The 25,984-nt window shown below is 39.0% G+C and carries 21 protein-coding genes and 1 pseudogene; 9 read left to right on the top strand and 13 right to left on the bottom strand.

Annotated features, from left to right (window positions below):
- Nucleotides 1–6: 6 nt before the first annotated feature.
- The gene (locus GO593_RS18480) at nt 7–1,305 is read right to left on the bottom strand and encodes an ABC1 kinase family protein (RefSeq protein WP_000739367.1); all 1,299 of its coding nucleotides are present in this window, start codon (nt 1,303–1,305) and stop codon (nt 7–9) included.
- Between the two features lie 58 nt (nt 1,306–1,363).
- On the bottom strand, nt 1,364–2,140 hold the full coding sequence (locus tag GO593_RS18485; protein ID WP_000137896.1) for a HesA/MoeB/ThiF family protein: 777 nt from the start codon (nt 2,138–2,140) through the stop codon (nt 1,364–1,366).
- Between the two features lie 169 nt (nt 2,141–2,309).
- On the opposite strand from GO593_RS18485, the gene GO593_RS18490 reads away from it, so the two are divergent.
- Nucleotides 2,310–2,888 (top strand): flavin reductase family protein, encoded by a 579-nt coding sequence (locus GO593_RS18490; RefSeq protein WP_000083687.1) that lies wholly within the window; start codon nt 2,310–2,312, stop codon nt 2,886–2,888.
- A gap of 44 nt (nt 2,889–2,932) precedes the next feature.
- Here GO593_RS18490 and GO593_RS18495 read toward each other — a convergent pair whose 3' ends face one another.
- The 3 genes and pseudogenes from GO593_RS18495 to GO593_RS18505 all read right to left on the bottom strand — a co-directional run bounded on the left by GO593_RS18495 (nt 2,933) and on the right by GO593_RS18505 (nt 6,722).
- The gene (locus GO593_RS18495) at nt 2,933–4,576 is read right to left on the bottom strand and encodes an AMP-binding protein (RefSeq protein WP_000853311.1); all 1,644 of its coding nucleotides are present in this window, start codon (nt 4,574–4,576) and stop codon (nt 2,933–2,935) included.
- A gap of 220 nt (nt 4,577–4,796) precedes the next feature.
- Nucleotides 4,797–5,933: pseudogene (locus GO593_RS18500) on the bottom strand (acyl-CoA dehydrogenase family protein).
- Between the two features lie 18 nt (nt 5,934–5,951).
- Nucleotides 5,952–6,722, bottom strand: coding sequence for a 3-hydroxyacyl-CoA dehydrogenase (locus tag GO593_RS18505; protein ID WP_000701528.1), 771 nt, complete (start codon nt 6,720–6,722; stop codon nt 5,952–5,954).
- 165 nt (nt 6,723–6,887) lie between these two features.
- On the opposite strand from GO593_RS18505, the gene GO593_RS18510 reads away from it, so the two are divergent.
- The gene (locus GO593_RS18510; RefSeq protein ID WP_000261464.1) at nt 6,888–7,916 is read left to right on the top strand and encodes an AraC family transcriptional regulator; all 1,029 of its coding nucleotides are present in this window, start codon (nt 6,888–6,890) and stop codon (nt 7,914–7,916) included.
- A 7-nt stretch (nt 7,917–7,923) separates the two neighbouring features.
- Here the strand turns inward: GO593_RS18510 and prmC are convergent, their stop codons facing one another.
- The 3 genes from prmC to GO593_RS18525 form a co-directional block, all read right to left on the bottom strand.
- Nucleotides 7,924–8,745, bottom strand: a complete 822-nt coding sequence (prmC, locus tag GO593_RS18515) for a peptide chain release factor N(5)-glutamine methyltransferase (RefSeq protein ID WP_001017490.1) — start codon at nt 8,743–8,745, stop codon at nt 7,924–7,926.
- Complete coding sequence (prfA, locus tag GO593_RS18520) at nt 8,745–9,833, bottom strand: peptide chain release factor 1 (RefSeq protein WP_000648005.1); 1,089 nt, start codon at nt 9,831–9,833, stop codon at nt 8,745–8,747. Before prfA ends, prmC begins: the two co-directional genes overlap by 1 nt.
- Nucleotides 9,834–10,023: 190 nt before the next feature.
- Nucleotides 10,024–10,863 carry a type 1 glutamine amidotransferase domain-containing protein gene (locus tag GO593_RS18525; RefSeq protein WP_001983648.1) on the bottom strand — a complete coding sequence of 280 codons (840 nt, stop codon included), beginning with the start codon at nt 10,861–10,863 and terminating at the stop codon, nt 10,024–10,026.
- A gap of 119 nt (nt 10,864–10,982) precedes the next feature.
- Between GO593_RS18525 and GO593_RS18530 the strand changes: the two genes are divergently transcribed.
- The 5 genes from GO593_RS18530 to GO593_RS18550 all read left to right on the top strand — a co-directional run bounded on the left by GO593_RS18530 (nt 10,983) and on the right by GO593_RS18550 (nt 15,092).
- Nucleotides 10,983–11,885 (top strand): LysR family transcriptional regulator, encoded by a 903-nt coding sequence (locus tag GO593_RS18530; RefSeq protein WP_000089881.1) that lies wholly within the window; start codon nt 10,983–10,985, stop codon nt 11,883–11,885.
- Between the two features lie 197 nt (nt 11,886–12,082).
- The gene (locus GO593_RS18535) at nt 12,083–12,505 is read left to right on the top strand and encodes a glycine zipper domain-containing protein (RefSeq protein ID WP_000772604.1); all 423 of its coding nucleotides are present in this window, start codon (nt 12,083–12,085) and stop codon (nt 12,503–12,505) included.
- Nucleotides 12,506–12,739: 234 nt separating this feature from the next.
- Nucleotides 12,740–13,243 carry a hypothetical protein gene (locus GO593_RS18540; protein WP_000783724.1) on the top strand — a complete coding sequence of 168 codons (504 nt, stop codon included), beginning with the start codon at nt 12,740–12,742 and terminating at the stop codon, nt 13,241–13,243.
- A 134-nt stretch (nt 13,244–13,377) separates the two neighbouring features.
- Nucleotides 13,378–14,382 carry an LLM class flavin-dependent oxidoreductase gene (locus tag GO593_RS18545; RefSeq protein ID WP_001257212.1) on the top strand — a complete coding sequence of 335 codons (1,005 nt, stop codon included), beginning with the start codon at nt 13,378–13,380 and terminating at the stop codon, nt 14,380–14,382.
- A 146-nt stretch (nt 14,383–14,528) separates the two neighbouring features.
- The gene (locus GO593_RS18550) at nt 14,529–15,092 is read left to right on the top strand and encodes an NAD(P)/FAD-dependent oxidoreductase (RefSeq protein WP_000020767.1); all 564 of its coding nucleotides are present in this window, start codon (nt 14,529–14,531) and stop codon (nt 15,090–15,092) included.
- A gap of 40 nt (nt 15,093–15,132) precedes the next feature.
- On the opposite strand, the gene pgaD is transcribed toward GO593_RS18550, so the two are convergent.
- The 5 genes from pgaD to ppsR form a co-directional block, all read right to left on the bottom strand.
- The gene (gene pgaD, locus GO593_RS18555) at nt 15,133–15,597 is read right to left on the bottom strand and encodes a poly-beta-1,6-N-acetyl-D-glucosamine biosynthesis protein PgaD (protein ID WP_000786636.1); all 465 of its coding nucleotides are present in this window, start codon (nt 15,595–15,597) and stop codon (nt 15,133–15,135) included.
- A complete protein-coding gene (pgaC, locus tag GO593_RS18560; protein ID WP_000866237.1) occupies nt 15,594–16,841 on the bottom strand; it encodes a poly-beta-1,6-N-acetyl-D-glucosamine synthase in 1,248 nt (415 codons plus the stop codon). The genes pgaD and pgaC overlap by 4 nt, the downstream gene beginning before the upstream one ends.
- Complete coding sequence (gene pgaB, locus GO593_RS18565; RefSeq protein WP_001061328.1) at nt 16,841–18,670, bottom strand: poly-beta-1,6-N-acetyl-D-glucosamine N-deacetylase PgaB; 1,830 nt, start codon at nt 18,668–18,670, stop codon at nt 16,841–16,843. The genes pgaC and pgaB overlap by 1 nt, the downstream gene beginning before the upstream one ends.
- Nucleotides 18,670–21,108: a poly-beta-1,6 N-acetyl-D-glucosamine exporter porin PgaA gene (gene pgaA, locus GO593_RS18570; protein WP_000913296.1), complete on the bottom strand. Its 2,439-nt coding sequence runs from the start codon at nt 21,106–21,108 to the stop codon at nt 18,670–18,672. The genes pgaB and pgaA overlap by 1 nt, the downstream gene beginning before the upstream one ends.
- A gap of 385 nt (nt 21,109–21,493) precedes the next feature.
- Nucleotides 21,494–22,330, bottom strand: coding sequence for a posphoenolpyruvate synthetase regulatory kinase/phosphorylase PpsR (gene ppsR, locus GO593_RS18575; protein ID WP_000004354.1), 837 nt, complete (start codon nt 22,328–22,330; stop codon nt 21,494–21,496).
- 146 nt (nt 22,331–22,476) lie between these two features.
- On the opposite strand from ppsR, the gene ppsA reads away from it, so the two are divergent.
- Nucleotides 22,477–24,864, top strand: a complete 2,388-nt coding sequence (gene ppsA, locus GO593_RS18580; protein WP_000853480.1) for a phosphoenolpyruvate synthase — start codon at nt 22,477–22,479, stop codon at nt 24,862–24,864.
- Between the two features lie 64 nt (nt 24,865–24,928).
- Nucleotides 24,929–25,684 carry an RDD family protein gene (locus GO593_RS18585; protein WP_001167812.1) on the top strand — a complete coding sequence of 252 codons (756 nt, stop codon included), beginning with the start codon at nt 24,929–24,931 and terminating at the stop codon, nt 25,682–25,684.
- Nucleotides 25,685–25,984 lie beyond the last annotated feature (300 nt).

Below are 25,984 nucleotides of genomic sequence, written 5' to 3' on the forward strand. Positions count from 1 at the left end.
CTGACCTTAGTGCTTTAACAACGAAGCAGGTTCCATATTTTGAACCATTTTCAAACGTTGGTCTGCATAAATATCAGTATAAGGTGCGAGTACGCGCATAAAACGATCGAAATAAAGCATTTGCTTAAATAATAAGGCAAAATCTCGAGGGAATTTAATACCATGACGCTCACCAACAGCCACCATATCCATCATGATGTCATTTAAATCGGCTGGATTAGAAGCCAAAATCTGCTGTGGATCAGCCATTAACACACCATTAAATAAACGCTCTAGATCTTGTGCTAAAACCTGAACGTCAATTTTATTATGGGTCATACCCATTTTGAGCATGTTTTCAGCCATTGCCTGATAATCAGTTTTTTGTAAAGCATCCATAAATGCAATGCATGCTGTCCAAACTTCCGGCTTTAACTGCCCGACAATACCGAAATCAATAAAACCAACACGGCCATCTTCAAGCAGCATTAGATTTCCAGCATGTAAGTCCGCATGGAAGCTCTTACATAACATTAAGCTACCAAACCATGTGTTCATGGCAGTAATGAGTACTTGCGATGGATCTTTAGCATATTGTTTAACCACGCTAAAGTCTGTCAAAGGGACCCCATATAAACGCTGCATGGTCAAAACACGGCGCGTAGAAAACTGATGATAAACTTTAGGTGCAGTAGCAGCTTGATTTTGGGAAATATTTAAATATTCCACAAAGTCATCTAAATTTTGTGCTTCTTCAATGAAATCGACTTCACGCACCATACGGGTTTTAATTTCATCAACAATGTCAGAAAGAGCGGCAAATTTAATTTTAGGTACCGCACGTTCAAGTAATTTAGCAGCCCAATGCACCACATTTAGGTCAGTGTACAAAATGGTTTCAACGCCCGGTTTTTGTACTTTAATAACGACATCTTCACCAGTAGTTAGTTTAGCCGCATGAACCTGAGCAATTGAGGCAGAAGCTAGTGGTGTTTCATCGATATAACTAAAAATCTGGCTTAAATCACGCCCTTCAAACTCAGACGCAAGTACACCTTGAATATAGCTAAAAGGTAAAGTTGGGGTCTGGTCTAAACAGCCTTGGAATTCTTCTACGTACTCACGTGGGAATAGCGATGGGGTACTCGCGATAAACTGACCAAGCTTAATATATGTTGAGCCAAGCGACTCAAAAGTCTCACGCATGAGTTTGGCATTACTTGGCTTATCAGTTGCATACTTAATACCGGCTTTAGCCGCAACTACTGCGGTTTCACCGATGCGGGCAACTGAGCGCAATCCATCAAATAAAATATTTTTTTTCATATTTCTTTAAAACCAGAATATTCAAATCAAGTGTAGCAAATTTTGGTTTATTTGCTGATTAGCTTGCCTGACAAAGTGGACAATTTATGTCTTTATCAAAACTAACAATACGTTGCGTCATATTTAACCCATCCCAAAGTAACAGTTTTTGTTTTAGCGGCGTTCTGTTTAGTCCTAAATACAATAAAGCGTGATGTGCTTGTAATGACGCGATCATTACAGGTGTGGTCGCAAGCACACCTGATTCGGCACATCGCAGCCCTTCATTGGCATGTTGTTCTTTTGGGAACAAACATTCATAACAAGCTGAATCACCTTCAACCATAAACATTTGCGCCTGAAAACCAATTGCAGAAGCGCTAATTAATGCGACTTGATGCTTTTTACAAGCTGCATTCACTAAATAACGCGTTGTAAAGTTATCACAGCCATCTAAAACGACGTCTTGATGTTCAACTAGTTTATCAATGTTATGTTCGTCTAAACGTTCATTAAAGTATTCAACACAGATATAAGGGTTAATTTTCTGTAACCGTTTAGCTAAAACTTCAGCTTTATAACGTCCAATATCTTCATGACCAAATGCGATTTGTCGTTGTAAATTACTTATCTCAATGGTATCTGCATCAATGAGGGTAATTTTCCCGACTCCTGCTCGTGCAAGTAGTTCCGCGCTACTACAGCCTATTCCGCCAGCACCGACAATTAGCACATTAGCAAGTTTGAGTTTTTCCTGAGCTTCAATATCCCATCCATCAAGTAAAATCTGACGGCTATAGAGATGCATTTCTTCATCACTTAACTCTACAAAATCGATATCTTGGAGCTCGGTCACACGTTAATCCTTTCACTTAGAAGCCAAGTGATTTTATGACTAAGTTCGTCATTAGGAAAGCTATAAAATGGAAACAACTTTTTTATTCAGTTAATCCCCTATTACATTACTTCTCACATGCTTTCTGCAACAATAGAGCTATCCCTTTTCTGTATTACTTAGGCTAAATATGTCCCAATCATATATTGCACCAGTAGAGTTAGAAAAAGCTTATCGTTTGTTAAATCATGGTCCAACTGTACTAGTCTCTGCTCAGCATGGTGATGACCGTAACGTGATGGCTGCCGCATGGGCATGTGCCTTAGAGTTTAAACCTGCCAAAGTGACCGTCGTTTTAGATAAAAGTACTAAAACCCGACAGCTGGTTGAGCAAAGTGGTTATTTCACACTACAAGTTCCTTGCTATGCACAGCTCAATATGACCAAGCAACTTGGTACCATTAGCAAATTAGATGACCCACAAAAACTTGAACACTGCGGGGTTGAGCTGTTTTACCAAAAAGATCTGACCAGTCCGCTTGTATCAGGTTGTATCGCATGGCTGGTATGTAAAGTTATTCCTGAGCCACATAATCAGTCAGCTCATGACCTATTTATTGGTTCTGTTGTAGGTGCATGGGCAGATAGTCGCGTTTTTAGAGATGGGCACTGGCATTTTCAAGATGCACCAAAAGAACTTCGTAGCCTGCACTATATTGCTGGTGGAACATTTTATTTAATTGGTGAGGAAGTGAAAGCCGATCTTTAATATAAAGAATAAAGGGAAATTCTAAATATTTCCCTTTGTTCAAATTAGCTTGCGTAGGCTTGCTGCATTTTTGCAATTTCTTGCTGCTTCAACAGTCCTCTTTGAATTTTTCCGCTCGTGGTTTTCGGTAGACTGTCCACAAACTCAATTTCTTTTGGATAAGCATGACGAGATAAACGGTTACGAACATATTGCTGTAACTTATCTTTTAATGTTTCACACGCTTGATAAGCAGGCTTAAGTACCACAAAAGCTTTGACTATTTCGGTTCGTTCCGGATCTGGCTTACCAATTACTGCTGACTCTAATACGGCCTCACACTCTAATAAAGTACTTTCAACATCAAATGGTCCAACTCTATAGCCCGAAGTTGTAATGACATCGTCAGCACGACCCACAAAATCAATGCCCCCATGTTCGTTTAAAGTGACCGTGTCACCAGTTAAATAGTATTTGCCAACAAAGGCTTTGCGATTATTGCCACCATAACCTTTAAACCACATCAATGGAGATTGCTCCGAGTCCATTGCCAAAATACCAACACCACCAGTTGGCAATTCTTGATAATTTTGGTCTAACACCGCAAAACGATGTCCAGGTATTGCAAAACCAGCTGAACCTACTTTTAATGGATGCTCAAGAGCATGATGATTTGCAATCATCATCCCTAGCTCAGTTTGGCCATATTGATCAAAAATATTGACCTCTAAATCCTGCTTAAACCAGTTCACAACCTCAGGAGTTAATGGCTCACCTGCACTGCTCACTACGCGTAAATGTTGTTTAATTGAAGGGTCAAATTTTTCCTTAAAACCAAAGAACATGCGAAATGCTGTAGGCGATCCTGTTAAATTACTTACTTTATATTTTTTAATTAACTCAATTGCCTGATCTACATTAAATGAACGCTCATCCATAATAATGCTATGCCCCAAGCTTAAAGGGCCAGTAATGCCATAATACAATCCATACGCCCAGCCCGGATCTGCCAGATTCCAGAACATATCCTCTTCACGCAAATCGACAGCATGAGTCATATAACCTTTAAATGCCAAAATTGCTTTTAGTGGAACAGGTACAGACTTCGCAAGCCCAGTTGTGCCAGAGGTAAACATCATTAAAAAGTCATCATCAACGCTACGATTTACTGGCTCACATTGCTTAGAATAGCGTTGTAAAGATTGCCAAAAATCAAAGTCATGCTCAGATAAAAGACCTGTTTGATGAACAGTGACAATAACCGGAACATTCAAACTATTCAGTTTAGGACGCTGTTCATCATTGGTCACAATCAATTTAGTTTGAGCAGTCGTAATACGGTGATCAATCGATTTTGCTTCAAAGGCAGTAAATAAAGGCTGATAAATAGCACCTATACGCCATGCTGCCAAAATTGTAATTAATAACTCAGGCGTTCTTGGTAGAAGTCCTGCAATACAATCTCCAGCTTGAATTCCTTGTGCTTTAAAGAAGTTAGCAAGTTTTCCAGAAAGTTCAGCAAGTTGTTCGAACGTATAGTACTCTGCCTGCCCGTTTTTTCCTTCCCAGATAAGCGCTGTCTTATTTTTTCCTACATAACGCTCACAGCACTCAACATAAGCATTTATTGCTTGGGGATGCCCAACAAGTTGCTCTTCGATGAGCCTTGTAAGATCAAATTGCTGATAAGCTTCTGCCAAAGTTTTCATGATGCTTACCTTCATTCCGTTTGATGATTGATTTTGTGTAAGGCCACAAAATCTGTCCTGTCTGTTATTGTTTTAGCTAAAGCTCGAAGAATATTTCTTCAACTTTTCCATCTATTTCAAGCAAAACTAATAGCAAAAATGCATCATTTCAATTGCAAGAAGCCGCACATAGTGTGCGGCTTCTTGCAGTTTTAAGTTTAAAAACTCAATACCTTATGATCTAAACTTGAGCCACTTCACGAGCAATCACCAAGCGCTGAATATCAGAAGCACCTTCATAAATCTGGCTTACACGAACATCCCGATAAATTCTCTCAACAGGGAAATCACTGACGTATCCATAACCGCCATGAATCTGGATTGCATCCGAACATACTCGCTCAGCCATAGTTGATGCAAAGAGTTTCGCCATTGAGGCCTCTTTTAAACAAGGTAGTCCCGCATCTTTTAAAGTTGCAGCATGCAATGCTAGCTGATGCGCCGCTTCAATCTGAGTTGCCATATCGGCTAAGCGAAAACCAACCGCCTGATGCTGAACCAGCTCTACACCAAAGGCCTTACGTTCATTTGCGTATTGCACGGCTGCATCAAAAGCCGCTCTTGCCATACCGACAGATTGAGCCGCAATACCAATACGTCCAGCTGCTAAATTAGATAGCGCAATTTTATAACCTTCACCTTCTTGTCCCACCAAATTTTCTAAAGGAATTCGGCAGTCTTCAAGCGTAATGGTTGCGGTGTCCGAAGCATGTTGACCCATTTTGTCTTCAATACGAGTCACCAAGTAACCTGGTGTATTGGTCGGTACAAGAAAGCACGAAATGCCTTTTTTGCCAGCCTGTTTATCTGTAACCGCAAATACCAAAGCCACTTGAGCATTTTTACCACTGGTAATAAATTGCTTTACGCCATTGAGTACCCAATGGTCGCCATCTCGCTCAGCTTTGCATAAAATCGCGCTCGCATCGGAACCGACATGTGGCTCAGTTAAACAAAAGCATCCTAGCCATTCACCAGAAGCAAATTTTGGCAAATAGGCTTGTTTTTGCTGCTCTGAACCGTATGCCAGTGTAATACCGCAAATCAAAGAGTTTTATACGCTTACGATTGTCGAAATAGCACCATCGCCTGCGGCAATTTCCTCAATTGCGAGTACCAAAGATACATAATCCATTCCGGCACCGCCCCATTCATCGGGCACAGTCATCCCCATAGCGCCTAGGGCGCCTAAGTCTTTTAATTCCTGAGCCGGAAATTCATGGGTCTTATCGCGATGTGCAGCAGTTGGTTTTAACTGATTTTGCGCATAGTTACGCATCATCTCCTGAACCATACTTTGTTCAGCATTTAGAATCATTTCAACATCCTTATTTTATTATTTTGCTGCCATGCGAATTGCACCATCTAGACGGATGACTTCACCATTTAAGTAAGAGTTTTCAGCAATATGGGCAACCAAACGAGCAAACTCTTCTGGTTTTCCTAAACGAGATGGGTACGGCACCATTTGCCCCAAAGCATCTTGTACATTTTGTGGCATACCCTTAAGCATTGGAGTTTCCATAATTCCCGGTGCAATGGTCATAATACGAATGGCATGTCGTGCTAGCTCACGAGCAATCGGCAAAGTCATCGCCACAATAGCGCCTTTTGATGCAGAATAAGCTGCCTGTCCAATTTGACCGTCAAATGCTGCAACAGAAGCAGTGTTCACAATGATGCCACGGTCCTCTTCACCTTCTTCAACCGTGTTTTTGCTCATTGCATCTGCTGCAAAACGCAACATGTTAAATGTACCTGTGACATTAATATTTAAAGTCTTTGCAAATAACCCCAAGTCATGAACGCCCTCACGGCCAACTACTTTTGCAGAAGGGCCAATACCGGCACAATTAACCAAACCATGCAAATGACCATGTTTAACCAACACATCTTTAAAGAACTGCTCAGCAGCTGCTTCATCGGTTACATCAAGTTTTACAAAGTCAGCTTTTGGTCCTAACTGTTTCGCCTGCTGCTCACCTGCTTCTATATTCATGTCTACTAATGTGACTGAGGCACCCTGCTTTACTAAATATTCAGCCGTTGCAGCTCCTAAACCAGAGCCACCACCTGTAATCACGAAATGTTTTCCTTGAATTTTCATTATGTAATGTCCTATAGAAATGTTCTTTAAGCTTAGTAGTGAGAGTAAAAGTTGTTTTTTTCCGATACAATTTCAAAAAACCTCAAAATGCTTGCAGCTTTTGATCAATCCAAATTTTGAATATGAAATATTTCACTTGAAATACGTAAAAAATGAGTCTTTGTCATGGTTGTCCAATCTTCTTTAAGTAAAGGAACAATTTCGATTGCACTGGTACATGAAGCATTAAGTGCGGCTTATGCTAAAGGTCTAAATACTCAAATTATTTTGAATAAAGCTGGCATTCCTGCTGAATTACTTATGACACCTAAAGCGCGTGTTCCGGTAGCAACATATGCACAATTATGGATAGAACTTGCCAATGCCATGGATGACGAGTTTTTTGGCATGGATAGTCACCCTATGCGCCGTGGTAGTTATAAATTACTTACAAAACTCGTCAGTACGGCTGAAACTTTAGAAAAAGCGCTCTACGATATTTTGAAGTTTTTTAATTTTGTGCTTGACGATATACGAGGAGAACTCATTCGAGAACAAGAAAAAGCTTATTTGGTGATTCATGATCAAGAACAACCCAAACGTATGTTTACCTACGCAACCTTTTTAATGTTGGTACATGGGCTTATGTGTTGGTTAGTAGATCAACGAATTAGTTTAAACAGTATTGCGGTACGTTGTCCAAAACCGAACGATATTCAAGATTATTTGGTACGCTTTTGTGAAGATATACAATTTAATGCCGAGACAAATCAGATTGAATTTGATGCCCACTATTTAGATATAAAAGTTAAAAAAGATAAAAAAGCGCTTTATGATTTTTTAGAACAAACTCCACAAAATCTATTAGTTCGCTTTAAAAATGAAAATGCATTGAGTGTTGTTATTCGGCGTCATTTATTAAAGCTTCACCCAGCCCAATGGCCCGAACTCAAAGATGTCGCACAGCAGCTTAATATTTCAGAAGCTACCGTTCAACGCCGACTCAAACATGAAGGAGTGAGTTATCAACAAATTAAAAATGAAATTCGCTGTGATATTGCAATTGAACGTTTAAGCAAAAGCAATGATTCAATACAAGATATTAGTGAAGACTTAAATTTCCATGACCCGAGTGCATTTCACCGTGCTTTTAAAAAATGGACAGGTGTTAGCCCCGGCGCTTATCGGGAAGCAACCCTTAACTCTACAGCTTAAGTTTTTCTTATTTTATTAATAATGATGCCAAAGTGACTCGATCATTTTGGCCATAGTCTTGAATAGTTTTTATCTCACTAAAACCATGCGCAGCAAATACATTTCGCACAGCTTGTCCCTGATCGTAACCATGCTCTAGTGCAATCCAGCCTTGCGGTTTTAACCAGTTTTTGCCTTGAGCAATAATAATTTCAATATCGGCTAACCCATGATGGTCTGCAACCAATGCACGGCGCGGCTCTGTTGCCAAAGCTTGCATGTGTTCATCTTCAGGGTCAATGTAAGGCGGATTAGAAACAATTAAATCAAATTGTTGGGGTTCTAGTGCTTCAAACCAAGCGCCACAAGCAAATTTCACATGATGCAAGCCGTGTGTTTGTGCATTTTCTTTTGCAACATCTAAAGTAGGTGCGTAAATATCAGTTGCTGTGACGAACCAGTCTGGACGTTCACTTGCCAATGCAAGCGCAATTGCACCTGTTCCCGTTCCCAAATCCACGATATTTGCATTCTTTGGCAAATTTAGATTTAAAACAGTTTCGACCAAAACCTCAGTATCTGGTCGTGGCACTAAAGTATCCGACGTTACTTTTAAATCGAGCGTCCAAAATGGCTGCGAACCTGTCACATAGGCTAAAGGTTCACCATTTTGGATACGTTCAAGACCAGCCAAGTAATCTTGCTCTTGTTGGGCTGTTAACTCTTGCTCAAGTCTGAACTTTAATTCGAGTGAATTGATTTTTAGAAAATGCTCAAGTAACCAAGCATTTTCCTGTCGTTCATAACTGTCAGGCTCACCACGAATTGCAAGCGCTTGAGCAATATTCATTAGCCGCCATTTTCCTGTGCAAGCATCGCAAGCTGATCTGCCTGATATTCACGATGTAAACTATCGAGCAATTCCGTTAGATCACCTTCCATAATGGCATCTAACTTATATAAAGTTAGGTTAATACGGTGATCCGTCATACGTCCTTGCGGGTAGTTATAAGTACGGATACGTTCAGAACGGTCACCAGAACCGACCAAATCACGGCGCATTTCAGAAGTTGCTGCATCGGCTGCTGCACGTTTAGCATTTTCTAGACGTGATACTAACAATGCCATCGCCTTAGCTTTGTTTTTATGCTGTGAACGTTCTTCTTGGCACTCAACCACTGTACCCGTTGGAATGTGAGTAATACGTACTGCCGAATCGGTTTTGTTAATGTGCTGACCACCCGCACCTGACGCACGGTAAGTATCAATACGCAAATCTGCCGGGTTAATTTCAACGTTAGTATCAACGTCAATTTCAGGCAAGATTGCTACTGTACAAGCTGACGTATGCACACGACCTTGTGATTCAGTTGCTGGTACACGTTGTACACGATGCGCGCCACTTTCAAACTTTAAGCGGCCATACACACCATCACCATCTACACGGCAAATGACTTCTTTAAAACCACCATGCTCGCCTTCATTTTCAGAAAGGACTTCAATACGCCAACCTTGCGATTCGGCATATTTGCTATACATACGGAATAAATCGCCTGAGAAAATTGCAGCTTCATCACCGCCCGTCCCGGCACGAATTTCTAAATATGCAGCATTAGAGTCATTTGGATCTTTTGGAATCATCAAAATATTAAGCTGGCTTTCTAATTCTTCAAGCAATGCTTTATTTGCTTGAATTTCTTCTTCTGCCATATCTTTAAAGTCAGGGTCCGACTTCATCATTTCAGCAGTTTCAATATCTTCTTCTGCTTGACGGTATTTGCCCCAAACTTCGGTAATTTCAGTTAAATCACTATGTTCACGAGACAGTTTACGGAAACGTTTGTTATCGGAAATCACTTCTGCATCTGCAAGCAATGCAGTAAGTTCTTCATGACGATCACAGAGTTGATCAAGACGTAAACGGAGTGACGCTTTCATAAGAGGAAATATCTCAAAAGTCCAAAAAACTTATCTAGATAAATATAAGAAGATAAGCCAAATCATAAAAATAGCGCATAGTTTACAGTTTATGCCGATTAAATGACATATGTAATCCTTCAAAACATTAACTTTCCAAATCCATATAATAAAAGAGACTTTATTTATAAAGCCTCTTTAACCGCTATAGTTATTTTAATTTTTCTAATAAAGATTTACCGACAAGAACAGCCGAAGCTGGATTTTGTCCAGTAATAAGTTCACGATCCAGCACTACATTTGGCGACCAAGCTTTCGTATTGCTTTGATATTTTGCTCCAAGTGACTCTAATGCAGTTTGTGGATAGAACTTCATCTCACCGCCTTTTAATAAGCCCTTCGCTTGCTCTTCTTCTTGATTGCTAATTACTGTCATCCGATAATTTTTATAAATCCATTCGCCAGTTTTGACTGTTTTACCTTGTTCTAGTTGTCCAACTACTTCCGAGGCATTAGGTAAAGCTGACATCAAAGCTATAGGCCCATGACAAACCAAAGCTGTAGGTTTTCCAGCTTTATGGAAAGCTGTAAGTACTTTTCCAAGTTGTTTATCTTTTAATAGGTCTTGCATAGGCGCATGTCCACCCGGAATATAAATAGCATCAAATTGATCTATACCAATTTGCTCAATACGCGCCAGACTTACAACAGGAGAATCTTGAGCAGAAGTTAACTTTAGATCATGTAATAAACCAGCATACTGCTTTAATGCTTTTTCATCTTGATTAAAATACATTGCATTATTTGATGACTCATCTAACGTTGGAGCTTTCCCCTTTGGAGTGGCAAACGTTACGGTATGCCCTGCATCTAAAAGCATTTTTGTAGGCTGCATCAACTCATTAAGATAAAAGCCCGTTTTAAAAACCTGCTTATTCTTTAGCTGTAACTGTCCTTCATCAGACAATACAACCAATACATGAGCGGCATTTGCACTTAATGCTGCCGAAGCTGCAATCATTGCAAACATTATTTGATTTAACTTCTTCATTATTCGACCTTCATTCCAAGCATTTGCTGGATTTATAACTGGGATGGATATATTCTATTTTTACCCCAGAGGTAGAAAAACAACTCATTTCACAAATCTTTTTTGCGTTTGAGGACAAAATGTCTCGCCAATTTGACCATCTTGCCGATGTTGAAGTCTTTTTAATTGTGGCTAAAAAGCTTTCTATTAGTGCAGCTGCAATTGATTTATCTACAACGCCTTCAGTCATTAGTAGAACAATTACAAGACTCGAGAAAAAATTAGGTATACAGTTTTTTAGAAGAACTACTCGCCATTTAAGTCTGACCGAAGCAGGCCAGCTTTACTATGAAAAAATGCAACATGCTTTTCAATTAATTGACCATGCTGAACGCGTGGTTCAAGGTGAACAACTACAAATTTCTGGAAAAATTAAATTAAGTGTACCTACGTCTTATGGGCACTATCGTCTCCCCCCCTTATTAGAAAAATTTCTTTTGAAATATCCGGACATTCAAATTGAAATTAGTATTTCTAATCGAAACGTTGACTTAATTGCTGAGGGTTTTGATTTAGCCATCCGTCAAGGACAACTTCCTAACAGCACCCTTATTGCTAGGCCTTTAGAGCAAGCACCTTTAAAACTTGTTGCCTCACCTGCTTATTTGAAACGCATGGGTATTCCAAAAAATTTGGAAGAATTAAAACATCATCAATGTATTGCCTTTGAATTGCCCAGTAGCGGCAAAATAACCCCATGGTTTTTAAAAAATGATAATGAGGAAATTCAATGGATACCAACAAATCGAATTTTAGTAAAAGAGGATATTGTGGGTGTGGTAACTCTTGCTGAAAGCGGGCTAGGTATATGTCAAAGTTATGACTTTATTGTTAATGAAAAAATTCAACAAGGAAAACTACAACCTATACTTAATACATATGCAGGCCATACACGTCCTTTTTCTTTGTTATATGCGCAGCATAAACACATGTCCTCTGCTACCCGAGCTTTAATTGATTTCTTATGTTCAAATGATGACTAGCTAAACTGAATATATATAAATGGTATTTAATTTTTCTAGGTGAATAGTAAATATTCTATTTTAATAGAAAGCATACAAAGAAGACACTAAACTCCAATAATCGAATGAAGGTTCTCCACATTTAAAGAGAAGTGTTTTGTTACATTTGCCGTAACGAAAGATATTAAGGTCCTGTAACTTGGGACACGGAGTAAATGATGAAATTAAATGCTTTATTATGTAGTGCTGTTTTAGCTACTTCTATGGTAACTGTAGCACATGCTGACAACACAACTCATGTAGCAGCAGCTTCTGCTTTAGGTAGTATCGCTGGTACTGCAATTGGTAAAAGCATGGGTGGTACATCTGGCGCAACAATTGGTGCTGCTTTAGGTGGTGCTGGTGGTGCAGCAGTTGCAAGTGACCGTCGTCACCGTACAGAATCTGCAATTGGCGGTGGTTTAGGTGGCGGTGCAGGTTATACTGTTGGTAAAAGCATGGGTGGTACGAACGGTGGTTACATCGGTGCTGCTTTAGGTGCAGCAGGTGGTTCTGCTTTAGGTAATAAAATTTCTAAAGACCGTGATGCAGACCATTCTTCTAAGTATTGGAAGAAAAAACACCGTCATCATCGTCACTAATTACCGTGATGAAATCGGCTTAAAAACACCTTCGGGTGTTTTTTTATAACCAAAAATTTTGGTTTCCAAGATAGTTGCTCATAGTTTATCCACATATTAATAGAAACAATACAAAGCAGACACAAAACTATCGTATCAGCATGTGCCTTCTTCATAATTTTCTCGAAATTTTTAATTACATTTAGCTCAAGACATAAAGATTGCTCGTTATTGAAAAGAGCATGGAGTTCCACAATGAAAATGAATGTTTGGTTAGCAAGTGCATTAATCGCAACAACATCTATGGTTACAGTTGCTCATGCAGATAATGGTACCCGTGTAGCGGCAACTTCTGCTCTAGGTAGTGTAGTAGGAACAGCAATCGGTAAAAGTATCGGTGGTACATCAGGCGCAACAATTGGTGCAGCTTTAGGTGGTGCTGGTGGTGCAGCAGCAGCAAGTGACCGTCGTAACCGTACAGAAGCGGCTATTGGTGGTGCTTTAGGCGGTGGCGCAGGTTACACCGTTGGTAAAAACATGGGCGGTACAAATGGCGGATATATCGGTGCAGCAGTTGGTGCCGCTGGTGGTTCTGCTCTAGGTCGTAAAGTTGCCCAAGATCGTAACTATGATGACCGTTATGACCGTCGTTATGATCGTGATGACCGTAGATATTATGATGGTGATCGCCGCTATTACAGAGGTGGTAACTACCGTCATGACAACGGTTTACACCGTGGTTGGTACAAACATCGTTAATTTATATATCAATCTAAAAAAGCACCTGAGTGGTGCTTTTTTATTTTAGGAAGAAATCCATATCGAAAAAAAACGATATACATTGGCTTCTTTATATCGTATTATTTCGATATAACGTTTTCCGAGAATATCGCATGCGATCACTTCAAGATACTAAATTTTCAATTTTGGAGCTTGCCCCTATACGTGATGATAAAACTATTGAGTTTTCATTACGTCATGCATTAGAGCTTGCCCAACATGCAGAAAAGTTAGGTTATGACCGTTTTTGGCTTGCAGAACATCATAATATGGATGGAATTGCGAGTTCGGCAACAGCTGTTTTACTTGGTTTTATCGCGGCTCATACCCAGCGCATTCGCTTAGGTTCAGGCGGGATCATGCTGCCAAACCATGCTCCCTTAGTGGTTGCAGAACAATTCGGTACATTAGCTACTTTATATCCAGACCGTATTGAGTTAGGTTTAGGTCGCGCTCCAGGTACAGATCAGGTCACCATGCGTGCCCTACGCCGCGGACATCAGGAAACAGAAGATCAGTTCCCGAGAGATGTTGTAGAAATCTTGCAATATTTCAAAACACCTCAAGTGGGCCAAAAGATTATTGCGACACCTGGACAAAATACTCATGTACCTGTCTGGTTGTTAGGTTCAAGCTTATTTAGTGCCCAGTTGGCTGCAAAACTTGGTTTACCCTACTCATTTGCATCACATTTTGCACCACGTATGCTTGGTCAAGCCATTGAACTTTATCGTGAGAATTTCGAGCCTTCTGAATATCTAGATAAACCTTACGTTTCAATGGGTGTTCCAGTTGTCGTTGCTAATACAGATGAAGAAGCACAGTTCTTGGCAACAAGTGCTTATCAACGTGTATTAGGATTAATTCGTGGGGAAAGCCTCAAACTTAAGCCACCAGTTACATCTATGCAGGGATTATGGAACACGGCAGAACAACTTTCTGTTGAAAACTTCTATACGATGGCACAAATCGGTTCAGTTGAAACAGTACGTTCGGGTCTGCAAAAACTTCTGGACACTTATGAAGTCGATGAGTTTATTTTTACTTGTGATGTATACGACACAGCTAAACGCTTAGATAGTTTTACTCAATTAATGCAAGTAAAATCAGGCAATTAACATATCCGCGACATCTCATGTTTGAATCTATATCAAGCATGAGATAACCACCTATCTGAAAATACTTTACCCAGACTCCTTGCTTGGTTATTTATATTAAAACGATAAAAATCATCATAAATGAAAACCAAAAGGACTTTTGGAAAATGAGTATTGACCTTAAAAATAATGTCGCTAAATCAGCTATTTTTCAAAATACAGTTGAGGATTTTGAAGCCTTCACTGGTCAAATTCTGCCATCAAATAAACTTAAAGAATTTGATTTTTCTCATTTAAATGTAGCCATTATTGGAACGGATCAGGAGACCGTAACGCAATTAGAAAAAATCTGCCAACAGGCAAAATTTGTAACGGTATTTCAAATTACGCCTCACTTTATTTTACCTCACAGTCAAATTGGTATACATCGATTAATTACCCATCCACTTATTGCCAAGAACCGGAGGTTATTTAACAATCGTGTTAAAAGCATCTTAGCTTTACGTTTTCTTGAAACCCAAGTAAATGAAACATGGCTTAAACGACTTTTGACGCCCAATACCGCACGGGCAAATAAAACATTTTTTAAATCGGATAGCTACTATACGGCACTGCAAAGACCAAATTGCAAACTACAAACTTGGCCGATTGTAAAAGTTACCGATACAGCCATTTATAGTATGGATGGCACTCAACGACCCGTTGATATCATTATCAGAACTACACCTTAAAAATAAAAAAGCATGGTTGATAGACCATGCTTTTTTTCACTCATTTCAAATCATATCGAGTTAAATACCCCTGCTCATCATAATGTAAGATGATGCGCTGAGACTTTTGTAATTCTGATAATGATTCGGTACTGACCATAAATTGTGAGGCCAGCAACTCAACAGAGCTATTCGGAGCTTTGCTGCGGCGATCATCTCCATGAAATCTAAGCCAGTTATAACTTGCCCATAAAATTAAAATGAGCGCGCTCAGACCTATTAACAGAAGTAAATGCAATAAAGTTTTCACTTCTGAAACATGATCTACCCACACATAGTCATAAATGAGGTGGCCTTCAAAAATCCATAAAAATAATGAAATGAGTGGAAAAAGCAGCCACATTAAACAAAACCAACCTATTGTTTGTAACGTATAGTTTGCAGTTTTATTTTTCACATATTCAGGCTGATCAATATATTCAGGTATATCTAAAACTTCTACGTCGATATTTGCATCATTTTTCATGAATGATCTCCACGGAAGCCTCGGTCAGGGCTTACCCAACGAGCACGTTTTTTGGTGTTAAAAATAGTCTTAGGTACTGCAACAACACTGGTAAATAACGTCAGTAACCAGAAAAATAATGGATACCAAATTACCCAAAAATAATTTCTAAAAAGCCGACCACGATCATAACGATGGTCTATCCATAAACTTACTAGAAATTGGACAAGACATGTTCCACCTAATATCACGCCATACCACTGCGGCATGAGTGAATTAATTTGAAATTGTTGCGGTAAATCCACAAACAATCCCACAAAAAATAGAATAAAAATCATAATCATCACATATGACCAAATAATGCTAACTAAAGCTTCGAGCATTACCGGCCACATACGGCGCAAGCGCAGTTTGAACATTTTCGGAATATATTCTAATAATACCTCTACCCCACCTTGTGCCCAGCGTAAACGCTGTTTCCAAAGGCCTTTAAAGGTTTCTGGCATATAGATATAACAAAGGGCTTGAGGAATATATTGAATATCCCAATGGTCCATTTGGAGCTTCCAAGAGATATCAATATCTTCCGTAATTTTGTCATCAGACCAAAAGCCCACGCGAACCAAAGCGGTCTTTCTAAATGCTGCAATTACGCCTGATACTGTAAAAATACGGCCATATGTTCTTTGTGCGCGCTTAATCAAGCCAATAATTGAAGAGAACTCGCCAACTTGTAATTTACCTAGAATACTTGAGCGATTTAAAATTCTAGGATTCCCAGTTACAGCACCAATTCTTGGAAAATTTAAAAAAGGCTGCATAAGCCAAAGTACTGCATGAGGATGTAATAAAGCATCTCCGTCAATACAAACTAGATATTCGTATTTACTTACTAACACTCCCGATCTTAAAGCCACTGCCTTACCTTGGTTTTCTGCCAGGTGCACAACTCTTAATCGGGCATCTTGAGCTGCCAGTTCATCAAGAATTTCGGCAGTGCTGTCACTACTTCCGTCATTTACGGCAATGACTTCAAAATTCGGATATTTTGTTTGTAATGCATAACGAATCGTTTGTCGGACCTGAGCTTCTTCATTAAAGCAAGGAATAATAATACTGCACCCTTCACTTGATGGCTCAGGCAGTTGCTGCTCATGATATTCCCTTTTAAAGAAAAACCAGAGACCTCCTACCATCCATGTCCAAGCCATCAACAACGGATATAAAAAGGCAAAAGCAAATAAAATATCGAGTAATACTTTCATTACTTTTTCCCCTCAGTCGCGAGACCTGCAAAGGGCTGATACATGACCGAACTCGAATTTAAACTAATCGGGTTATATAAATATTCATGAACATTTTTTGAGTTTTCATTGGTATAGCCATCAACACCAAATTTCTGAATACCTATACGCTGAATATTGAAAAGACCTTGTTTTACTTCTTGCCAGGCATTTTGCTGATTATTTTCGGGTAATGATAAAGTCAGCATAATGCGCTGTTTATATTTCGCATCAAGCGTATTTAAAAGTGCTAATACGTGATTAAACTGTTTTTGCTTACCCACTATATTGAAATTAAGATTTACTAAATCATGTTGGGATAACAGCGTTTTTAAAAGTGTTGGTAAATTTTCGATATGCTCAAAATCAGGTGTAAGCAATAAACTAAACTGAGCCTGATTACTCATGTTTAAATAAGGCTTCACAGCCTTTTGAGTAAGCTGGCTCACATATGTAAGCTGTTTTAATTGGTCAGCACAGGCATTTTCTTTTATTGTTGTGCTTTTCATAGCACAATTTAAAGTGGTTCCAGCATTAAGTTGAATACCACTTAAATTACTATTGAAACGTGCGATATCCTTCGCTAAGTCTGCCACCAAAAACGGTTCATTTTTTTGAGGATATACAGGCAACTCTAAAATAACCGACTGTCCGGCACGAGTCTGTGCCTGCCATAAAGTTCGGTTCAAAATATCTTGCTGGACGCTTAGTTGAGTTGTTGGGAAATAAGCAATGTCATACTGCCCATCGCCATCTTGATCATCTAAAGGTTTCAATATCAATGTGTTATTTTTTAAGCTATAAAGCTTGGATAACAATAATCCTAGTTTCTCATCTGACTGAGTATTAGTTGAAGCAGTTAATTGTTTTAAGTCCATACTCACAAAGTGGCGAGGTTGCTTAAATAAATCTAATTCTTCAAAGTTGAGAATATTGATCATACCCTCTGTTAACTGCTCAGCTGTAGGATTATTAGTGACTAAACTACGTTTAAAAGTCGAGTCACTCACCCTATTCATTCCATCACGTCCTAAACTGAAAGAAAAAATAAAGCCGGCTTCTTGAGACAATTTTTCTAATTGCTCATTCACAGCACCATAAGGCCAAATAATTGCTTTAGGTTCAACACCCACTTCTTTCTTTAAAACGGCGTATGATTTTTTTAAGTCCTGCAAAATACGTTGTTGATATTCCACATCCGTTTCATAACGCTTTTGGGATTTTAAATACGTGTAAGAAGTCGCAGCAGGCTGTTCATTCCCTTGAGGATTAGCCAATACTCCATGATGCAAATCATCACTATGACTTGCAAACTCGGCTAAGCCCGAAGCTTGCATTTCTCGCACTTGCTTCCACTTGACTAGATTTCCTTGCCCATAAGCTTCATAACCAGCTTGTGTATTCCCATTTAGCCAACTGGTCGGAAGTGCAAATACTGCCGGAATCTGATATTGCTTAAGTAATGGAAATACACGGCTATAACTACTTAAAGCGCCATCATCGAAAGTTAACAAAATAGAATTATGAGGTAATTCCTTACCTTGTTTACGCGCCTCTTCAATATCTTTTAAGCGAATGGGCTTCCAGTCAGATTGACTTAACCAGTCAAAGAACTGTGCTAAATTTTTCGTTTGGATTGCATAAATATCCCGATCCCCTTCTTTTAAGACATCATCCCTGACATCATGAAAAGTTAAAGAAACCGTATGATTTTTTGGTAAATCTTTTTCTATCTGGGCATATGCAAATTGCAGAGGCAACAATGTTGAGACCAAGGTACAGCCCAACATTTTCGACAATAAATTATTCATTAAAAACGCCCTTCAAATCCAAAAATACCGTAGGTATGTTGTTCATCATGTCCATCGTAAGGATGGTATTGCCAACCAATTCCATAATTGAGCTGCCATGTCCGTGATAGCTGCCATTGATGTTGATATTGCAAAGAGTAAGTAGGTTTAGCAGAGTAATCGGCCTGTTTATAAAGGCCTACACCCGCTTCAAAATGCTGCTTAAATGAACGCTCATATTCACGCCAAGTCACCCAGTCATGACTTAAGTTCAACTCAGCGCTGTAATGTGAACTTGGACTAAAATAAGCTGTTTGATCTTGGCTGTTAGTACCGTAGAAACCTCGAACAGTGCCATACGTAATATGATGAGGTGCGTCGAATAGCCTTTCACGCCAAAATGTTGAAAATTCTTGTTGTTTGTTACCATCACTAATATCAGTTAAACCGTAACTCGCGCCAATCTGGCGAGATTCATCTTTTTGCCATGTAACAGCAGCTCGGTAAGATTGACCATCTTCCCCTGCATCAAGGGCTTGTAAAGGAATGTCAGCCTGACTGTTATATTGCAATTGATACTGCCAATGGTCATTTAGCCATTGGGACCAATCAAGACGGACTCCTGCTTGCCCACCATCCGTACTTTGCGACACAATTGCCGCCAACGCCTTACGGTTCGCCTGCCATTCTGCTCCGATCCCATAACGCTGGTCATGCACATCGCCAAAACGGTACTCCCCATAACGATCTTGATGCCAAGCGAATAAACGATAATTATTCTTAATCCAAGGGCTATTAAGACGCGTTTCCATTTCACGGTCTTTTAAACCATTCTGCCCACTTACAGTATCGCGACCGTCAGCCTTACTTTGGCCCCAAGTGGTTGAGTGTGAAATTGTGGCTCTATTACGATCTTCTAATTCTTTTCGACTTTTAATAACCCCACTATCATCAGGGTAATATTGCACTAAGTTTTGAGTCGTTTTTCGCCATGTCGGAATATCACCTAAAGCTTGAGCATTTTGCATTTCATTAATGCGGGTGTCTTTAGCAATCGGATCTATACCATTTAACCGGGAAATTGTTTTTTTTGCCTCTAGCGGTTTTTCTCTCCAACGTTCTACACGCGCAAGATTATTAATCAGGCTCTCATTCGCAGGCGTCTGCTCTACTTTTTTTTGAAAATGCTTTTCAGCTTGATCCAGATGATTAGCGTAGGCTAAATGCATTCCTTGTAAAGCAATATAATCATCACGATCAGGATGGCTGGTTTTATCTACACCCTTAGCCTGACTATATTTATAAGTCGGAATAAGCCGATCAACTTCAGCGAGAAGTTGTTCAGCTTCCTTATATTTTTCTTGTTCAATATAAGAATAATACAGTCCCGTATAAACGGTCATATCCGGATAATTCTTTTCACTTAAAAGCGTTTTATAAGCAAACTCGGCCTTTTTCGGTTTTTGCTCCGCCAAATAACTATCCGCAATTGCATGACGTACATATGCCGGTAATTTTTCGAGTGGAATATTCAACTGGGTAAAATTCTCTATAACCGCTTTTGAACGCCCTCTAAAATCTAATCCATATAAATAATCGTAATAAAACCGTAAGTAATTAGGATCGGAAGGATTCATTTGCTGATGCATTTTTTGTCCTTGCTCCAGCACTTTATCTAATTCAGCAAAGCTTTCGGCATCGGCTAGTCCTTCACGATTTAAATATTTATATCGAGCAATTGCATTGTTGATATGTTGAGAAAACTCACTAACTTGTAAAGTCTGCAACATTTGCGCTGTTTGTTCAGTTTTTTCGCTCGCTTGCAGCAATTGCTGCGCCTTTTTATATGAGCCAATAGCAATTAGATCGTAAACATATTCTTGTAAAACGGATGAAGATTTTGGTTGTTGTTGATAAGCATGCTCAACTGTAGCTAAAGCATCTACGGGTAAATTTATTAAACGATAAGCATATGCAACCCGTACCAACTGATCAGCAGTTAAACCTTTAATATCGATCTTCGACAACTGATCTTTAGCATTCGCTACATCTTGAGCTTCAGCATACAAAACCGATAATAAAATACGCCCATCAACTGACTTTTGAATATTGAACTTATTTGACCAGTCAATTGCAGTTTTAAAATGCTTAAAATCACGGAAATTTTGAATTAAAGGTAACTTTGCATATTCTGGAAAGTCTACATAATTAATATTTACCAAAAACCGTGAAAAATTCGTAAGATCCCTTTTTTCACTTGACATAATAAACAGATAATCAGCAAGCAGCTTTTGATCATGCGGGTATTTATTTAGCAATTGATCTAGTTGAGATACAGCTTGTTGAGTTTGTCCTGCTCTATAATTTTGAATAGCTTGCTCACGCAATACATCAACCTGAGCAGCGTATAAATGAATTGGCAAGAGATAGACCAATGAAAAAACACATTTCTTTAGCATTTTGAGAATCGAATAGTCCCATATCGAGATGGGAAAGTATAGTTAAAAATGTGACATACATCACAATAATCAAATAACTAGCAACTTTAATCACAAATGATAAATATGGAGAAAAAAAGTATTTGTTTTTTTAAAAGCCACCTAAAAACAAACATTTATAAAAATATAGATTATTCTTTTATATACATTTCTTTTCAAAATTATTCTTTTTGAATATATTTAATTTGCACAAAACACACTTAACATTAACCAATCAAAAACATTTTTATATAAATGGTTTTATATTTAAAACTTTTATTTTTAATTTGTTTTATATTTAAAACCATTCAATTTAATCATATTAATAAAGTTTAAATTGAATGGTTAAAATAAATAATTGACTTAATTAACCAATACGACGTTTTAAACCTGTCATTTGTAAAATACGAGTAGAAATTTCTTCAATCGACATTTCGGTAACATTTAAGTATTTAATTCCCTCAGAAATATAAATACCTTCAATAGCCCGCAACTCCATCTGACACTGGCTAAAACTTGCATATCGGCTATTCGCTTTACGTTCACTTCGAATGGCAACCAAGCGCTCGGCATCAATCATCAAACCAAATAATTTACTGCGGTGCTCTCTTAAAACTGCCGGTAAACGATTATCGTCTAAATCTTCTTCGGTTAAAGGATAGTTAGCAACACGGATACCAAATTGCAAAGATAGATAAATAGAAGTCGGTGTTTTACCGGAACGAGACACCCCAATTAAAATTAAATCGGCTTTGTCATAATGGCGGGTACGTGCTCCATCATCATTATCAAGCGCAAAATGAACAGCATCAATCCGGGCCTTGTAATACTCCGAATCGGTCACAGCATGAGTCTGTCCGACTAAAGTTGTAGGCGGGGTTCCAAGCTCCTGTTCCAGCTTACTAATTAACCCTTCAAACACATCCAGATTAACCGCTTTAGCCGTATTAATAATTTCTCGCACATGCGGATCGACCAAAGTATCAAATACTAATGGCAGGCAACCATCTCTGGTCTGACACTTGTTAATCTCGACCACCACTGCCATTGCGGCCTCTTCAGTGGTGATATAAGGCATGATGTGAATATCAAAATCTACGTTAGGAAATTGAGCTAATAACGAATGTCCAAGGGTCTCGGCAGTAATCGCAGTTCCATCAGAAATAAAAAAAACACTCCGCTTAAATTGTTTACTTTCTGACATTAAAATTCTCCTTAAACATTTGTCTTAGTGCTATATAATCTTTATAGTAAACTGATCTTACATGACTGTCGCTTAGTAAAATTCTCAACTAAGCACTTTATTTTTTAATTTCATGCCAAGATAGACATTAATACTGCAAAAGTGGAGTGAAAACTTTGGAAGCGCGCGTAATCGGTCTAGAAAAATTAGGGAAACACGATGTCGAACTCGTAGGTGGGAAAAACTCATCTTTGGGTGAAATGATCAGCCATTTATCAAATGCTGGTGTATCGGTACCTGGTGGTTTTGCAACAACTGCTGATGCCTATCGTGAGTTCTTAGACCAAAGCGGTCTTAACGCTCGAATTCAAGCAGAACTTGCAGAGCTTAACGTTGACGATGTAAATGCCTTAGCAGAAACTGGTGCTAAAATTCGTCAATGGATTGTAGAGACTCCACTTACACCTGGCTTAGAACAAGAAATTCGTGAAGCATTTGCTGCACTTTCAAATGGTAACCCAGATATTGCTGTTGCTGTTCGTTCGTCTGCTACTGCAGAAGACTTACCGGATGCATCTTTCGCCGGTCAGCAAGAAACTTTCTTGAATATTCGCGGTATTGATAACGTATTAATTGCTGTAAAAGAAGTATTTGCATCATTATTTAATGACCGTGCTATTGCATATCGCGTTCACCAAGGTTTTGAACACAGTCTAGTTGCGCTTTCTGCTGGTGTTCAACGTATGGTTCGCTCTGAAACTGGCGCTGCAGGCGTAATGTTTACCCTTGATACTGAGTCTGGCTTCCGTGATGTTGTATTTATTACTGCATCTTACGGTTTAGGTGAAATGGTTGTACAAGGTGCCGTTAACCCGGATGAATTCTATCTTTCTAAACCATTATTAAATGCAGGTAAACACGCGGTATTACGCCGTAACCTTGGTTCTAAGCACCAGAAAATGATTTATGGTGAAGAAGGTTCAGCGGGTAAATCTGTTGTAGTTGTAGACGTTGAAAAACAAGAACGTCAACAATTCGCGTTAAATGATCACGAGTTACAAGAGTTAGCGAAACAAGCGCTTATTATCGAAAAGCACTATGGCGCTCCAATGGATATCGAGTGGGCAAAAGATGGTGACGATGGTCAAATCTATATTGTTCAAGCTCGTCCTGAAACTGTAAAAAGCCGTCAAAATGTCGGCACAATGGAACGCTACCTACTCAAGCAAAAAGGTACTGTACTTTGTGAAGGCCGTTCAATCGGCCAACGTATTGGTTCTGGTAAAGTCCGTATTGTTAACTCAATTAAAGAAATGGACAAAGTACAAGACGGTGACGTACTTGTATCAGACATGACTGACCCAGATTGGGAACCAGTAATGAAACGTGCTGCTGCCATCATTACTAACCGTGGTGGCCGTACTTGTCACGCTGCAATTATTGCCCGTGAACTTGGCGTACCAGCAATCGTAGGTTGTGGTAACGCAACTGAAGTATTGACTGATGGTCAAGAAGTTACTGTTTCTTGTGCTGAAGGCGACACTGGTTTCATCTACGAAGGCGCGTTAGATTTTGAAGTTCAACGTAACTCTATCGAATCTATGCCTAAACTTTCATTCAAAATCATGATGAACGTAGGTAACCCTGACCGTGCCTTTGACTTTGCTCAAATTCCAAACGAAGGTATTGGACTTGCTCGTCTAGAGTTCATTATTAACCGTATGATCGGTGTTCACCCTAAAGCTCTTCTGAACATTGAAAGCTTGCCTCGCGAAACTCGTGCTGCGGTAATGACCCGTACAGCTGGTTATGCATCACCTGTAGAATTCTATGTTGAAAAACTAGTTGAAGGTATTGCTACACTTGCAGCAGCATTTGCTGATAAACCAGTTATTGTTCGTATGTCTGACTTTAAGTCAAATGAATATGCGAATCTTATTGGCGGTAAGTTATACGAGCCAGAAGAAGAAAACCCAATGCTTGGCTTCCGTGGCGCAAGCCGTTATGTTTCGGACAATTTCCGTGACTGTTTCGAACTTGAATGCCGCGCACTTAAAAAAGTTCGTGATGAAATGGGTTTAACTAACATCCAAATCATGATCCCATTCGTACGTACAGTGTCTGAAGCGAAACGCGTTATTGAGTTATTAGCTCAAAATGGCTTGAAGCGTGGTGAGAATGGCTTAAAAGTCATCATGATGTGTGAATTACCAACTAATGCATTGTTAGCTGAACAATTCCTTGAACACTTCGATGGCTTCTCTATCGGTTCTAACGACTTAACTCAGTTAACACTTGGTCTTGACCGTGACTCTGGTATTGTTTCTCACTTGTTCGATGAACGTGATGCTGCTGTAAAAGCTCTCCTTTCAATGGCAATTCATGCTTGTCGTAAAGCTGGTAAATATGTCGGTATCTGTGGTCAAGGACCATCAGACCACCCTGACCTTGCAAAATGGTTAATGGAGCAAGGCATTGAATCAGTATCTCTTAACCCTGACTCGGTTTTAGATACATGGTTCTTCCTTGCTGAAGAAAAAATCAAGCAAATCTAATTTGTTATAAAAAAAGACCCATCCGTGGGTCTTTTTTCATCTTTAGAATAGAGAATTTTTACTTATGCAAATTTACTTGGCACGTAATAATCAACAAGCTGGGCCTTATACCTTAGAACAACTAAATCAAATGTTGGCAAGCCAACAAGTTTTGCTTACTGATTTAGCTTGGCATGAAGGCATGACAGAATGGAAAGCTTTAGGAGAATTAACCCAAGGTAAACTTGTATATCAACCTACTGGTTATTCTGCTTTTTCAGCAAATACAAATACGCCTTATAATAAGACCATTCAGCACATTCGTGTAGAAACTAAAACACACGAGCTTGCTTCAATTTCGTCTCGTGCTCTTGCAAAAATTATTGACTTATTACTTTGGCTACCTATTGCAGCTATTCCGTCTTTTTTCTTTAATGAAGCTCAATATAAACAACTTTTTGAGTTACAAAAACAGATGCAATCTGCAGAAGTTGCATCAACTAAAGCAGCTGAACTCCAACAGCAGCTTTTTACCCTTATTCCTATAGAAGCTTGGCATACAATGCTACTTTATGTCGTCATAATGCTCGCTATTCAAGCATTTTTGTTGACCAAGTTTGGGCAAAGTATTGGTAAAAAAATTGTCGGAATTAGAATTGTCGATGCCGAAAACAATGGTAAAGTTAATTTAACGCGTATCTTCCTTCTAAGAAGTGTCGTTTTCATTATATTAAACTTACTATTTATGCCTATTAGTACAATTATTGACTATGCTTTTGCATTAGGACAAAAGCGACAAGCTCTACATGACAAAATTGCAAGAACAAAAGTGATCAAATGATAGTAAATGACTCATTCATTTAATGTCTAAAAAAAAGGAGGCACCTCGCCTCCTTTTTTTCCATAGAGAGTTGATATTTAAATAAAAGCTCTGTTGAAATTAGATACCCTACAAAAAAAATCGGGTTTTAAAACAATTATTTCAGACGACTTTATGTGTAGCTTAGTTTGTCGATATGAGGCATAATGCCCTACAACGTAGCGGTGTCACATCATTGAGAAGTCTAATTTTTAAGACTAGCGTTCTCAATCATGCGACACTTTAATCGCTATCCCATATTTAATTAGGGAATGGGACTCT

This window comes from Acinetobacter baumannii, from assembly GCF_009759685.1.
Lineage (GTDB): Bacteria > Pseudomonadota > Gammaproteobacteria > Pseudomonadales > Moraxellaceae > Acinetobacter > Acinetobacter baumannii.